The organism is Rheinheimera sp., from assembly GCF_036782235.1.
Lineage (GTDB): Bacteria > Pseudomonadota > Gammaproteobacteria > Enterobacterales > Alteromonadaceae > Pararheinheimera.
Genome location: NZ_DAIPZL010000010.1, coordinates 14,686 through 27,681 on the forward strand (window position 1 = coordinate 14,686; position 12,996 = coordinate 27,681).

General features: G+C 48.2%; 15 protein-coding genes. 13 read left to right on the top strand and 2 right to left on the bottom strand.

Annotated features, from left to right (window positions below; all coding sequences use genetic code 11):
• Positions 1 to 2: 2 nt before the first annotated feature.
• From V7P87_RS11725 to alr, 10 genes are all read left to right on the top strand, one after another.
• Positions 3 to 1,298: an adenylosuccinate synthase gene (locus tag V7P87_RS11725; RefSeq protein ID WP_260658245.1), complete on the top strand. Its 1,296-nt coding sequence runs from the start codon at positions 3 to 5 to the stop codon at positions 1,296 to 1,298.
• Between the two features lie 185 nt (positions 1,299 to 1,483).
• The gene (locus tag V7P87_RS11730) at positions 1,484 to 2,110 is read left to right on the top strand and encodes a tetratricopeptide repeat protein (protein ID WP_333797598.1); all 627 of its coding nucleotides are present in this window, start codon (positions 1,484 to 1,486) and stop codon (positions 2,108 to 2,110) included.
• A gap of 101 nt (positions 2,111 to 2,211) precedes the next feature.
• Entirely contained in the window at positions 2,212 to 4,614 is a 2,403-nt protein-coding gene (rnr, locus tag V7P87_RS11735) for a ribonuclease R (RefSeq protein WP_333797599.1), read from the top strand.
• A 163-nt stretch (positions 4,615 to 4,777) separates the two neighbouring features.
• Positions 4,778 to 5,518 (top strand): 23S rRNA (guanosine(2251)-2'-O)-methyltransferase RlmB, encoded by a 741-nt coding sequence (rlmB, locus tag V7P87_RS11740; protein ID WP_296296144.1) that lies wholly within the window; start codon positions 4,778 to 4,780, stop codon positions 5,516 to 5,518.
• A gap of 272 nt (positions 5,519 to 5,790) precedes the next feature.
• Positions 5,791 to 6,168, top strand: coding sequence for a 30S ribosomal protein S6 (gene rpsF, locus V7P87_RS11745; protein WP_260658249.1), 378 nt, complete (start codon positions 5,791 to 5,793; stop codon positions 6,166 to 6,168).
• 6 nt (positions 6,169 to 6,174) lie between these two features.
• Positions 6,175 to 6,477 carry a primosomal replication protein N gene (gene priB, locus V7P87_RS11750; protein ID WP_333797600.1) on the top strand — a complete coding sequence of 101 codons (303 nt, stop codon included), beginning with the start codon at positions 6,175 to 6,177 and terminating at the stop codon, positions 6,475 to 6,477.
• 10 nt (positions 6,478 to 6,487) lie between these two features.
• Positions 6,488 to 6,715, top strand: coding sequence for a 30S ribosomal protein S18 (gene rpsR / locus V7P87_RS11755; RefSeq protein WP_031568572.1), 228 nt, complete (start codon positions 6,488 to 6,490; stop codon positions 6,713 to 6,715).
• Between the two features lie 33 nt (positions 6,716 to 6,748).
• A complete protein-coding gene (gene rplI / locus V7P87_RS11760) occupies positions 6,749 to 7,201 on the top strand; it encodes a 50S ribosomal protein L9 (RefSeq protein ID WP_260658251.1) in 453 nt (150 codons plus the stop codon).
• A 233-nt stretch (positions 7,202 to 7,434) separates the two neighbouring features.
• Positions 7,435 to 8,868 carry a replicative DNA helicase gene (gene dnaB, locus V7P87_RS11765; protein ID WP_296296152.1) on the top strand — a complete coding sequence of 478 codons (1,434 nt, stop codon included), beginning with the start codon at positions 7,435 to 7,437 and terminating at the stop codon, positions 8,866 to 8,868.
• A complete protein-coding gene (gene alr / locus V7P87_RS11770; RefSeq protein WP_333797601.1) occupies positions 8,868 to 9,956 on the top strand; it encodes an alanine racemase in 1,089 nt (362 codons plus the stop codon). Before dnaB ends, alr begins: the two co-directional genes overlap by 1 nt.
• Positions 9,957 to 10,055: 99 nt before the next feature.
• On the opposite strand, the gene V7P87_RS11775 is transcribed toward alr, so the two are convergent.
• Both V7P87_RS11775 and V7P87_RS11780 read right to left on the bottom strand, forming a co-directional pair.
• Positions 10,056 to 10,526, bottom strand: coding sequence for a chemotaxis protein CheX (locus V7P87_RS11775; protein ID WP_260658254.1), 471 nt, complete (start codon positions 10,524 to 10,526; stop codon positions 10,056 to 10,058).
• A 150-nt stretch (positions 10,527 to 10,676) separates the two neighbouring features.
• Positions 10,677 to 11,153: a transcriptional repressor gene (locus V7P87_RS11780; RefSeq protein WP_333797602.1), complete on the bottom strand. Its 477-nt coding sequence runs from the start codon at positions 11,151 to 11,153 to the stop codon at positions 10,677 to 10,679.
• A gap of 130 nt (positions 11,154 to 11,283) precedes the next feature.
• On the opposite strand from V7P87_RS11780, the gene dusA reads away from it, so the two are divergent.
• The 3 genes from dusA to V7P87_RS11795 all read left to right on the top strand — a co-directional run bounded on the left by dusA (position 11,284) and on the right by V7P87_RS11795 (position 12,834).
• Positions 11,284 to 12,243 carry a tRNA dihydrouridine(20/20a) synthase DusA gene (gene dusA / locus V7P87_RS11785; RefSeq protein WP_333797603.1) on the top strand — a complete coding sequence of 320 codons (960 nt, stop codon included), beginning with the start codon at positions 11,284 to 11,286 and terminating at the stop codon, positions 12,241 to 12,243.
• Positions 12,244 to 12,432: 189 nt separating this feature from the next.
• Positions 12,433 to 12,702: a hypothetical protein gene (locus tag V7P87_RS11790; protein ID WP_333797604.1), complete on the top strand. Its 270-nt coding sequence runs from the start codon at positions 12,433 to 12,435 to the stop codon at positions 12,700 to 12,702.
• A gap of 3 nt (positions 12,703 to 12,705) precedes the next feature.
• Positions 12,706 to 12,834, top strand: coding sequence for a hypothetical protein (locus tag V7P87_RS11795; protein WP_333797605.1), 129 nt, complete (start codon positions 12,706 to 12,708; stop codon positions 12,832 to 12,834).
• Positions 12,835 to 12,996: the final 162 nt, after the last annotated feature.

Genomic DNA, 12,996 nt, shown 5'->3' on the forward strand with positions numbered 1-12,996 from the left:
CCATGGCCAAAAACGTTGTAGTGCTCGGCACCCAATGGGGTGACGAAGGAAAAGGTAAAATCGTCGATTTATTAACCGACAAGGCTAGCTATGTAGTGCGTTATCAGGGCGGCCATAATGCCGGTCATACCCTGGTGATTGACGGTGAAAAAACTGTCTTGCACTTAATACCTTCAGGTATTTTACGTGCCAACGTAAAATGTGTGATTGGTAATGGCGTGGTGCTGTCTCCTGAAGCTTTTTTGAAAGAAATGACCATGCTGGAACAGCGTGGCGTTCCGGTGAAAGAGCGTCTGTTGATCAGCGAAGCTTGTCCCCTGATCCTGCCATTCCACGTGGCGCTGGATGTTGCCCGGGAAGCTGCCCGTGGTGATAAAAAAATCGGCACTACCGGTCGTGGTATAGGCCCGGCTTATGAAGACAAAGTTGCCCGTCGCGGTTTACGTGTCGGCGATTTGTTTAATCCGGAGCTGTTCGCGGAAAAACTGAAAGTTCTGATGGAGTTACATAACTTCACTCTGACGCAGTATTACAAACTGGATCCTATTGATTACCAGACAACTTTAGACAACGCGCTTTCTATGGCTGCAACGCTGAAGTCGATGGTGGTTGATGTGACTGATTTACTGGACAAAGCCCGTAAAGCTGGCCAGGAAATTATGTTTGAAGGTGCTCAGGGTACGCTGCTGGATATCGACCACGGTACTTACCCTTATGTCACTTCGTCTAATACCACTGCAGGTGGTGTTGCCACTGGTGCAGGTTTTGGCCCACGTTACATCGATTATGTACTGGGTATTGTCAAAGCTTATACCACCCGTGTTGGTTCTGGCCCGTTCCCGACTGAGCTTGATTGTGAAGTTGGCGAGCACTTAGGTGTGAAAGGTCATGAATTTGGCGCGACTACAGGCCGTAAACGCCGTTGTGGCTGGTTTGACGCTGTTGCCGTTCGTCGTGCTGTGCAGTTAAACAGTATTTCTGGTTTCTGTCTGACCAAGTTAGACGTACTGGACGGCCTGAAAGAAGTGAAAATCTGTGTGGGTTACCGTCAGCAAGATGGTTCTGTCACCGACGTGCCACCAATGGCTGCTGAAGGTTATGAGCTGGTAACACCGATTTTCGAAACTATGCCAGGCTGGTCTGAGTCCACCTTTGGTGTGCAGTCACTGGACGCTTTACCACAACAGGCGCGTGATTACATCAAACGTCTGGAAGCTGTGACCGGTGTACCTATTGATATAGTGTCAACAGGTCCGGATCGGGTGCAAACCATTGTATTGCAACATCCTTTTGCTTAAGCAATAGATGATGTGAAAAAACGCTGCCTGGTGCAGCGTTTTTTTATGCGTCGCGGTTTTCTGTGGCGCAATCTATAATTTCCCTACAGAAATAGACTGTCTGGCCGATATAACTGACAGTGCCTGTAGTACCTGCAGTGGGCATTTGATTTATCCGGGATCCGTATCTGAATTTGGGGTTGTAAATGCGCAGATTAGCCGCTTTAGCTGTTGTTTTGTTATGGTGCAGTCCTGTTGCACTGGCGCAGGTCAGCACTGCCGAACTGCAGGTTGTTCAGCTTTATACACAGGATGAACTACTGCAACTGATCCGGCAAAACCAACATTTAAAACGGGTCAAAGCCGACGACTGTCAGCTGGTCAAAGATATTGAAGCCCGCGCTGATATTATGAAGTTACCCTCTTACCAGTTTTTATTTGGCGACATGCTGGCCTACGGTGTCTGTGTGCCTGTTAATGTCGAGCGGGGTTGGGATTTGATGTTGTCCGCCGCCAATCAGGGCCTGCCCGAAGCGCTGGAACAAATTGGCCGTTATTATCAGCAGGGCAAATTTGTGCAAAAGGATTTAACCAAAGCCCAGCATTATTTATTTGAAGCCGGCAGTATGGGTAACCTGAATGCGCAAGTCAGGCTTGCCGAATTATTGCTCGCCGGTGTTGGCAGCCCGGTTGATTATGAAACCGTCTATCGCTGGCTGCACCATTCGGTCACTGCGGATAAGAATATGCACCAGCGTATCCAAAAAGCACTGGCCGCTCTGGCGCCTAAAATGCCGGGAGCTGTGCTTGCCAGAGCGAAGCGGCCGGTTTAAACACTGGTGTGATGCTGTTTTGTTGCTTAAATGAACAGCAACAGTGAAAAAACAGCAGGAGGCTGTTACACTTGCCGCAGTTTTAGTAATGAAGAGAATCCATGACGATCAAAGATCCGCATCTTGCGCGTGAGCAAGAAAAATATGAAAACCCCATTCCAAGCCGCGAATTTATCCTCGAGCACATCAAACAGCGTCAGCAGCCTGCCTACTTCGAAGAGTTAGTTTCTGAATTAAAACTGGAAGGTGAAGAGCATTTATTTGCGCTGAAAAAACGTTTGCGGGCTATGGAACGCGACGGCCAGTTGTTATTTACCAAGACCAAACGTTATGGCCTGGTCGATGATTTAGATTTGGTCAAAGGTACTGTGATTGGTCACCGTGATGGTTTTGGCTTTTTAAAGCTGGAACAAGGCGGGCCGGATTGGTACATCCAGAATTTTGATATGCAGCGCCTGTTACATGGTGATGTAGTGTTGGCCAGTGCTGGCGAGATCAAGGGCAAAGACAAAATTGAAGCACGGATAGTGCGGGTATTAAAGCCCCGTACTGAGCCTATTGTCGGCCGCTATTTTAAAGATTTTGCCCTTGCTGTAGTGGTGCCTGAAGATCCGCGTATTACCCAGGATATTGTCATTCCGGCCGGCGAAGAAGGCGCGGCGCGCCATGGCCAGATAGTGCTGGCAGAAGTCACTCAGCGTCCGTCCAAGCGGGTGAATGCGGTGGGTAAAGTAATTGAAGTGCTGGGTGATCATATGGCGCCTGGTATGGAGATTGAAGTCGCTATCCGCAACCATCAGTTACCCCATAAGTTTTCAGAAGCGGTAGAAAAACAAGTTGCAGCTTATGGCAAAGAAGTGCCGGAAGAGGCCAAAGCAGGTCGGGTTGATTTAACTGAATTAGGGTTATTAACCATAGACGGTGAAGACGCCCGCGACTTTGACGATGCCGTTTATTGTGAACGTAAAGAAGATGGCGGCTGGCATTTATGGGTGGCTATTGCCGACGTGACTGCTTATGTGTTGCCGGACACGCCACTGGACAGAGAAGCGCTGGATCGGGGGAACTCAGTGTATTTCCCGGATCATGTGCTGCCGATGTTGCCGGAAGTGCTGTCTAACGGTTTATGTTCACTGAATCCGCATACCGACCGCTTATGTTTTGTCGCCGAAATGCATATCAGCCCACAGGGCAAACTGGGCAGCTCAAAGTTTTATGAAGCTGTGATGCACTCCAAAGCACGGTTGACGTACAACAAAGTACACGCCATTTTGCAGGGGGATCCGGAGCTTCGGCAACAATACGAAAGTAATCTGACGAATCTGGACAACCTGTATTCGCTGTATAAACAAATGGCGAAGGTGCGGGCTTTACGTGGCGCCATTGAATTTGAAACTGTGGAAACCCGTTTTATTTTTAACAGTCACCGCAAGATTGAACAAATAGTGCCGGTGCATCGTAACGAAGCGCATAAAATCATTGAAGAATGTATGATTCTGGCCAACGTCGCTTCGGCAAAATTAGTGGAAAAAGCCGAAGCTGCCGCTTTGTACCGGGTGCATGAACAACCCGACTCAGACCGTTTTGCCAACTTTAAACGTTTCCTGGCCGAACTTGGTATCAGTGCCGATTTACCGCAAGAGCCAACACCACTGGAGCTGATGCATTTATTGCAAAAACTGCAGGACAGGCCGGATAAAGAACTGATTGAAACCACCATGTTGCGTTCAATGAAACAAGCGGTGTATCAACCGGACAATCTGGGGCACTTTGGTCTGGCGCTGGAAGCTTATGCCCATTTTACCTCGCCAATCCGCCGTTACCCGGACCTGTTATTGCACAGAGTGATTAAATCTGTGCTGAAAAAACAAGGTGAGCACACCACAGGCGCGCGTTCTTATACACCAGAGCAAATGGTGCCGCTGGGTGAACAATGTTCGATGACAGAGCGCCGTGCCGATGACGCCACCCGTGAAGTGTCGGACTGGCTCAAATGTGAATATATGCAGGACCATATTGGTGCTGAATTCCCGGGCGTTGTATCCACTGTCACCAACTTCGGCTTGTTTGTGCGCTTAAGTGACCTTTATATCGAAGGTTTGGTGCATGTTACTTCACTGCCCAATGACTATTACCACTTTGATGTGGAACGTCAGGTACTGCTGGGCGAGCACAGCAATCAGAGTTACCGCATGGGGGATTTGATCACAGTCAAAGTGCTGGCGGTCAATCTGGAAGCGCGCAAAATTGATTTGGGCGTGGCCGGTGCGCCCCGTCATGCCGGTAAACGTAAAGTGTCGGCGGCGGATATCAAAGGCAGTGAAAACAGCCAAAAAGGTTTTAGCCAGAAAAAGGGCCGTGCTGTGGCAGATCCAACGGCAAGACCAGGTAAAACCAAAGCAGGGCGCAGTGGCAGTAAAAGCAAAACCGGCAGTAAAAAAGTCGCGGGTTCTGCTGCCAAAGCCAGTAGTGGCAAGCCAAAGGCGCCGCGTAAACGCAAATAGTGGCTTGCGTAGCCGCTGAAAACCATTGCCGCTGATGTGAGTGGCAATGACGCTCGGCCGGCACTTTGCTACACTAGCCACACTTTATCTGAACGCCTGGTTTTGCCAGGCGTTCGTTTTTACTTTTGTTGCAGTCTGGGCTGCAACCATGCAGGAATTGTTTATGAGCACAGATTATGTTTTTGGGATCCACGCGGTCAGCGCTTTTATGGAAAGAGCCCCGGAAGATGTGCTGGAATTGTTTGTACTCAAAGACCGGGAAGATCAACGTATGCAGCCGGTGATCCAGCTGGCGCGTAAGTCTGGCGTGTCAGTGCAGTTTTGTAACCGTAAAACGCTGGATGAAAAAGTCAACGGCGCTCAGCACCAGGGGGTCGTGGCCAAAGCGCGTTTACATGATGCCGGAGATGAATCTGACTTAGCCCGTATTGTAGAGCGCGAAACTGCGCCGTTTTTGCTGATTTTAGATGGCATTACCGACCCGCATAACTTAGGCGCCATTTTACGTTCTGCTGACGCTGCCGGTGTACATGCGGTGATAGCACCCAAAGACCGTTCAGTGAAACTGACCGCTGTGGTGCGTAAAGTAGCCTGTGGAGCCGCTGAGTCTGTGCCTTTTATTAACGTGACCAACTTAGCCCGCACTATCCGCCAGTTACAGGACGCCGGTGTCTGGGTACTGGGCGCAGCTGGTGAAACCGAAACCACCATTTATCAGGCTGAGCTTACAGGCCCAATTGCACTGGCGATGGGCGCTGAAGGCGATGGTCTGCGCCGTTTAACTAAAGAATCTTGTGATTCTCTGGTAAAAATCCCGATGTTTGGTGCAGTTTCGAGCTTAAACGTCTCTGTTGCCACAGGTATTTGTTTATACGAAGCGGTGCGTCAGCGTCAGGCTAAATAATTTTTTGCTGGCAGCTTTTGTCAGCCTTAGTTGTGTTGCAACAACACTCTTTATAAAACAGGTCAAGAAAACTCCCCGATAAAACCACGGAAATCTGCTGATTTTCCGTGGTTTTATGGTTCAGAGATATCTTCAGTAAAACTCATTCTCTGCTTGTTTTTAGCGCATTGAATCCGTAGAATACGCACCCTTCGACCGTTCAACTAACGTTCCTTGCCTCTATGCGAGTCTGGTCGAGCTCACCCGAGGCTAACTAACCGTAAGGAGCTACCATGCGTCATTACGAAATCGTGTTTATGGTTCACCCGGATCAGAGTGAACAAGTACCAGGTATGATCGAACGTTATACAGGTGCGATTAAAGAAGCGGGTGGTTCTATCCACCGTCTGGAAGACTGGGGCCGTCGTCAACTGGCTTACCCAATCGAGAAACTGCACAAAGCGCACTATGTTCTGATGAACGTTGAAGCGCCACAGTCAGTGATCGATGAACTGGAAACTAACTTCCGTTTCAACGACGCAGTTCTGCGTAACCTGATCATGCGCACTAACGGTGCTGTGACTGAGCCATCACCAATGGCCAAGGTACGTGACGAACGTCGTGAACGTGCTCCGCGTGATGCTGACGAGCAGGTTGCAAACGACGAGTAATTGCTGATGGACAACTGCCTGGTCATCACTGGTGTCATTTGCCGCCAACCTGACCGAAGCGAAAGTCCAGCCGGTATCCCGCACATGCATTTGTCACTTGAACATAAGTCGATGCAGCAGGAAGCCGGATACAACAGAGCCAGTTACGTACGACTTCAGGTTGTGGTAGCAGGTGAGTTGTGCAGACAAACTCACAATTTGATGCAGGGTAGTGTGGTTCGGGTGACTGGCTTTTTAAACCGTCATCAGAATTCGAGTGGTCAAGCTAAGCTTGTGCTCCATGCCCAACGAATTGAAATTTTAAGTTAGGAGAAAGTTCATGGCTCGTTATTTCCGTCGCCGTAAATTCTGCCGTTTCTCTGCCGAAGGCGTGCAAGAGATCGACTACAAAGATACCGCTACTTTAAAAAATTATGTCACTGAAAGTGGCAAAATTGTTCCTAGCCGTATCACTGGTACCAGCGCTAAGTATCAGCGTCAATTAGCCCGCGCCATCAAACGCGCCCGCTACCTGGCTCTGCTGCCGTACAGCGATTCACACGCATAAGCCTGGTTCAACCGATACAGAGAGGATTAAACAATGGATATCATTCTGTTGGATAAAGTTGCTAACCTGGGTGGTTTAGGCGACAAAGTAGTTGTTAAATCTGGTTATGCCCGTAACTTCTTATTCCCACAAGGAAAAGCAGTTCCAGCAACCAAAGCTAACCTGGAAAAATTCGAAGCACGCCGTGCAGAGTTAGAAGCCAAACTGGCTGCTAACCTGGCTGCTGCTCAAGACCGTGCTGCTAAAGTAGCTGAACTGGCTGAAGTAACTATCGCTGCAAAAGCGGGTGACGAAGGCAAACTGTTCGGTTCTATCGGTACCCGTGATATCGCTGATGCTATCACTGAAGCCGGTGTAGCTGTATCTAAGGCCGAAGTTAAATTACCAAATGGCACTCTGCGTGACACTGGTACTTTCGACATCGCCCTGCAATTACACGCTGAAGTCACTGCAACCATCAAACTGGTTGTAGTAGCAGAAGCTTAATTGCTTATTCAGGCACAGTGTTCGCACTGTGCCTGGATCTCTCTCCTCGTGTTCACTGCGTTAGCAGCATTATTTTTCTTCATTTTCCGATCGTTTCTGCCTTAAAAAATATCTGCCAACTTTATTCTTTTTCCAACTGCTTCGGTTTCGGAAAAATGCTAGGCTATGGCGCAACTGAACCTCATTCTGGTGTTGGCCGTTTTGGTCAACCTTTAGCAATAAACTCCGGTGTTATGGCAAATCCAAAAGAAAAATTTTCAAAAGATAAATATCAAAAAGATAAATATCCGCAGGACAGCCAGCTGGCCGCCGTAAAAATGCCGCCACACTCTATTGAAGCTGAGCAGTCGGTATTGGGCGGCTTGATGCTGGACAATAACGCCTGGGACAGAGTGGCTGAAAAAGTGGTGGAGCACGATTTTTATCTGCGTGCGCATAAGTATATTTTTCAGGCCATGACCAGCATAGCCGAAGCCAACCAGCCGATTGACTTAATTACCGTTTCCGAATGGCTGGAGCGCAATCAACTGCTGGACGATGTGGGTGGTTTTGCCTATTTAGGTGAAATTGCCAAAAACACCCCCAGTGCAGCCAATATTCTGGCTTATGCCGATATCGTCCGCGAGCGTGCTGTGGTGCGCGATATGATAGCGGTGGCGCATGATATTGCCGATGCAGGTTACGACCCGCAAGGCCGCGACAGCGCTCAGCTGCTGGACTTTGCTGAAACCAAAGTATTTAAAATTGCCGAGCAGCGTGCCAACGCCAATGAAGGCCCTGAAGCTATCCACAGTATTCTGGCCAAAACCATTGATAAAATTGATGAATTATTCCGTAACCCAAGTTCAGGTGGCATCACGGGGGTGTCTACCGGTTATACCGATTTGGACAAAATGACCAACGGTATGCAGCCGTCAGATTTGATTATTGTTGCTGCCCGTCCTTCGATGGGTAAAACCACTTTTGCGATGAACCTGTGTGAACATGCAGCCATGAGCAGCGATAAGCCGGTGCTTATTTTTAGTTTAGAGATGCCGTCCGAACAAATTATGATGAGGATGCTGGCGTCTTTAGGCCGCATTGATCAAACCAAAGTACGGACAGGCCAGCTTGATGATGAAGATTGGGCGCGATTATCCTCAGCCATCGAACTGTTAAACAGCAAAGGCAAGATGTATATCGACGACGCATCCGGCCTGACTCCCACCGAGGTGCGCTCGCGTGCGCGGCGTATTGCCCGTGAGCATGGCGGCCTTTCGATGATTATGGTGGACTATCTGCAGCTGATGACAGTGCCTGGTCTTTCCGAAAACCGGACTCTGGAGATTGCCGAAATTTCCCGTTCACTCAAAGCGCTGGCTAAAGAGTTAAAAGTGCCGGTGATTGCGTTGTCGCAGTTAAACCGTTCATTGGAGCAAAGGGCGGATAAAAGGCCGGTGAACTCAGATTTGCGTGAGTCTGGTTCTATCGAACAGGACGCCGACCTTATTATGTTTATCTACCGTGACGAAGTGTATAACGAAGACAGCCCGGACAAAGGCACGGCTGAAGTCATTATCGGTAAACAGCGGAATGGCCCTATTGGCCGGGTGCGGCTTACTTTCCATGGCCGTTATTCCCGGTTTGATAATTACGCTGGCTCTGCCCGTTTTGAGGATGAGTATTAATGAGCCGACGTCCGATAGCGCAAATTAATGTGGATGCGCTGCAGCAAAATTTTCAGCATATTCAGAGTATTGCGCCTAGGAGTAAAATTCTGGCCGTGCTCAAGGCCAATGCCTATGGCCATGGTTTATTGGCCGTGGCCGAACAACTCAAAGCCGCCGGCGCTTTTGGTGTGGCGCGTATTGACGAAGCATTAATGCTGCGCGCCGGTGGTATTGTCAAACCTATAGTGCTGTTGGAAGGTTTTTTTCATCCTGATGAACTGCCACAAATTGTTGCTTCCAACTTACAGGTGGTGGTGCACCACAGCTCGCAGGTTGAGGCTTTGTTAACAGCTGAGCTTGAAGCGCCTGTGCATGTCTGGTTAAAAATTGACAGTGGTATGCACAGGCTGGGGATTTACCCTGCGGAGTTTCAGCAGGTGTATCAGCAGCTCATGGCAAGCCCGAATGTGTTAAAACCCCTGCGGCTAATGACCCACTTTGCCTGTGCTGATGAGCCGGATAATCCGGCCACAGAACGTCAGCTGGCGCTGTTTTCAGAGCTGATAAAAGGTTATGAAGGGGAGTTGTCTATTGCCAACTCGGCCGGTGTACTCGCCTGGCCACAAAGCCATGGTGACTGGATCCGCCCTGGTCTGGCGTTATACGGTGTGTCGCCGATGTTGGCAGGCCGTTCTGCGCAGCATGGGTTAAGGCCGGTGATGACATTCAGCAGTTCAGTGATTGCGGTACGCGACGTGAAAAAAGGCGAGGCCGTGGGTTATGGCGCAGCCTGGACCGCGCCGCAGGATACCCGACTTGCCGTAGTGGCTATTGGTTATGGTGATGGATACCCACGTAATGCCCCCAGCGGCACGCCAGTGCTGATTAACGGGCAGCGTCTGCCTATTGTGGGGCGGGTGTCGATGGATATGACCATGGTGGATATAGGCCAGCAGCAGGTCAATATTGGTGATCAGGTGATTTTATGGGGCGAGCAGCTGGCGGTCGAAGAAATTGCTGAGCTGGTACAAACCATTCCTTATGAATTATTGTGTAACATTACCAGCAGAGTGCAGCTGCGATATATCGGTGACAACACCGGCTAAAATGGCCCAATAGCCAGCAGAGGCATTATTGCAATACAAACAAAAAGCCGGCATCAAGCCGGCTTTTTGTTCTCTGAAACTCGGGTCAGGCTCTGTGTGCTATTTCGGGTTATCAAAACTGACTTCAATATGCACTTTGCCAAAATCAGAATCAAAAGGCATCAGAATTTTCGGACCATCACATTTGTGAGTGATGGTGTGACCTTTGCCGGAAACCACCACAGGTGTGGCCATGCTGAATTCATAGCCTTTTTCACCCAGAATACGTTTAGCGCCGCCAGTCACCATATTGGTGATTTCACCAACCATGTCGGTCACTTCTTCGTTAATGGATTTAGGTCTTTCTCCCAGCATCCGGAACATAATTTCCAGCGCCAGTGACTCTTCAAAACTCACTGAAAAAGAACCTTTGGTTTGTGGGCCTATCATGCCAATCAAACCTGAAACATCACCACGGGCAACTTCATCTTTTTTAATGCGGGGCTGACCAGGCACAATAGTCGTATTTGCCATAGTGCTTAATACATTGACCAAAGACGACAGAAATGGATTTACATACTCAACATTCATTTAATGGACCCATCGAATAAATTTGCGTTGTGGTTACTGGCGCTGGCCATGACGGTAAGGTTAGGCAGATTTTAAAGAATAAACAAGTCTAGCTCTTTGTTTTTGAGATAGTTTCCACCTTTATTCCTGTTATTTCTCCGTCAATCCAGCTTAATCACACTGATTTAGCTTGTGCAGACTTTCTGCCGGTTTTGCCCCGACACAACGACGGCAAAGGCCACGGGCTTCAATGGTTTGTTGTTGGATCACAAATCCTTCAGCATGAGCCAGGCTGGCAAACTCCTGTTGCAATAATTTGGAATGCAATTCTTCAACATGACCACATTGCTGACAAATCAGCAATTGCGCCGGGTGGTGATGCTCAAAGTGGTGACACAATAAAAAGGCGTTACTGGACTCAATTTTATGAATAAAACCTTGTTCGGTCAGAAAATCCAGAGCGCGGTAAATAGTGGCAGGTTTAGCCGCTGGTTCGGTTTGTTTCAGCTGCTCCAGCAACTCATAAGCGCCAACACCAGACTGAGTTTGCGCCAGCAAGCGGAATACCTTTTCACGGATAGAGGTAAAACGTGCACCGTTATGCTCACAAATATGACGGGCCCGCTGGACCAGGGATTCAATCGACATAAATCAGATTTACCTTTTTTGGCAGTAGCTTAGGAAGTGTACCATACAAAAGCCGGGCTTAAAGAGCGTAAAAACGCAGAAAGTTTGTCTGCTTAGAGGTAAAATAGCCGGCCTTTTTTTGGAGAACGCTGTGGATCACAAATTTTCAATTGCCCCAATGCTGGATTGGACCGATCGTCATTGCCGCTATTTTCACCGGAAGCTGACCCGTCATGCTGTGCTTTATACCGAAATGGTCACCACAGGCGCACTGATATTTGGCCAGGGGGATTATTTGGCATTTAATGAAGAAGAACATCCGGTGGTGGTGCAATTGGGTGGGTCTGATCCAGAGGCCATGGTGAAAAGCGCCATCATGTGTGAGCAGCGTGGTTATGACGCTATTAATATTAACGTGGGATGCCCGTCGGATCGGGTGCAAAACGGTATGTTTGGCGCTTGTTTAATGGAAAAACCTGCACTGGTGGCCGAATGTGTCAGTCGGATGCGTGAGGTGGTTGATATTCCGGTGACGGTAAAAAGTCGTATTGGTATTGATGAACTCGATAGTTACCAGTTTTTAGTCGACTTTGTTGGCACTATTGCGCAGGCCGGTTGCAGTGATTTTATAGTGCACGCCCGTAAAGCCTGGTTAAAAGGGTTAAGTCCAAAAGAAAACCGCGAAATTCCGCCGCTGGATTACCCCAGGGTGTATCAGTTAAAAAAAGATTTCCCACATCTGCAGATCAGCATTAATGGCGGTATTAAAACGGTCGAAGAATGTCTGGCGCACTTGCAGCATGTTGATGGTGTGATGGTGGGGCGCGAAGCTTATACCAATCCGTTGTTTTTAAATCAGATTGATGCTGCTATTTACGGTGATGAACGCACATTGCTGACGCCGCATCAGGTGGTCCGGGAGATGTTGCCTTATATCGAACAACAAATGACGGAAGGAGCCAGATTCTGGCATATAGCACGGCATATGTTAGGTATTTTCCAGGGGGTGACAGGTGCAAGACAGTGGCGGCGACACCTCAGCGAGCTCGGCCATTTGCCCTCCAGTGGCCCTGAAGTACTGTTGGCAGCTCTGGCAAAAGTACCTGAATAATATTTAAACTAAAAAGTGGCTAAAAATGCCACTTTTTAGTTTTGATGAATTTTTCCACTTTTTTCAAATGAACGCTGAGCTTGTTAAATTTGTTTAAAATCAATAAGATAAAATAGTTTTTTGGGTTGGCACAGCAATTGTAATAACAGATTGTCGTTCGTTAATTAAATTGCCAACAAGGAAACTATCATGAAAACTTTAAACACTGCTTTACTGGTTACTACACTGATGTTTGGTTCTGTAAATGCTTTTGCTGCTGAACCAGCCACCGAGTTATCCTCACAGTTGACTCAGATTGTTACCAGTCAGGTGATGGAAGTAAGCCAAAATATTCAAAAACAAATTGCGGCCTCTATCGAAGCCACTGTCGCTGAAATGGTTGTTGGTGTCGAAGACACACTGAGCCAGGCACAGACTTCAGGCAATACAAAAAAGCAATCTGTTGCCGCAGTGGAGTAACGCATGTTGATTACTCCTGTTGAATTGCTGGCGCTGTTTTTAATGCCAGTACTCAGTGTATTTGTTATCTGGTTATGTTCGCTCTGGTTGTTGCCAAACACTGATATTCCCCCTCAAACCCGGTCTTTGTAGTACCGGGTTTTCTTTTTTTGAGATCCGATTTTTCCTGTTTGAGCGCTATTGTTGTTCTTCATTTAGTCATTTTCATCACTTTTTAGTCAAATTACTTTAAAAACGATACCATCTGCTTTTGCACTCAAGAATACTCTTTTAAAAACAATGTTTTACGTTCGT

Excerpts from the sequence above, each read along its gene's own strand:
- V7P87_RS11725 (WP_260658245.1), top strand. The coding sequence starts at position 3 with ATGGCCAAAAACGTTGTAGTGCTCGGCACCCAATGGGGTGACGAAGGA.
- V7P87_RS11730 (WP_333797598.1), top strand. The coding sequence starts at position 1,484 with ATGCGCAGATTAGCCGCTTTAGCTGTTGTTTTGTTATGGTGCAGTCCT.
- rnr (WP_333797599.1), top strand. The coding sequence starts at position 2,212 with ATGACGATCAAAGATCCGCATCTTGCGCGTGAGCAAGAAAAATATGAA.
- rlmB (WP_296296144.1), top strand. The coding sequence starts at position 4,778 with ATGAGCACAGATTATGTTTTTGGGATCCACGCGGTCAGCGCTTTTATG.
- rpsF (WP_260658249.1), top strand. The coding sequence starts at position 5,791 with ATGCGTCATTACGAAATCGTGTTTATGGTTCACCCGGATCAGAGTGAA.
- priB (WP_333797600.1), top strand. The coding sequence starts at position 6,175 with ATGGACAACTGCCTGGTCATCACTGGTGTCATTTGCCGCCAACCTGAC.
- rpsR (WP_031568572.1), top strand. The coding sequence starts at position 6,488 with ATGGCTCGTTATTTCCGTCGCCGTAAATTCTGCCGTTTCTCTGCCGAA.
- rplI (WP_260658251.1), top strand. The coding sequence starts at position 6,749 with ATGGATATCATTCTGTTGGATAAAGTTGCTAACCTGGGTGGTTTAGGC.
- dnaB (WP_296296152.1), top strand. The coding sequence starts at position 7,435 with ATGGCAAATCCAAAAGAAAAATTTTCAAAAGATAAATATCAAAAAGAT.
- alr (WP_333797601.1), top strand. The coding sequence starts at position 8,868 with ATGAGCCGACGTCCGATAGCGCAAATTAATGTGGATGCGCTGCAGCAA.
- V7P87_RS11775 (WP_260658254.1), bottom strand. The coding sequence starts at position 10,526 with ATGAATGTTGAGTATGTAAATCCATTTCTGTCGTCTTTGGTCAATGTA.
- V7P87_RS11780 (WP_333797602.1), bottom strand. The coding sequence starts at position 11,153 with ATGTCGATTGAATCCCTGGTCCAGCGGGCCCGTCATATTTGTGAGCAT.
- V7P87_RS11790 (WP_333797604.1), top strand. The coding sequence starts at position 12,433 with ATGAAAACTTTAAACACTGCTTTACTGGTTACTACACTGATGTTTGGT.
- V7P87_RS11795 (WP_333797605.1), top strand. The coding sequence starts at position 12,706 with ATGTTGATTACTCCTGTTGAATTGCTGGCGCTGTTTTTAATGCCAGTA.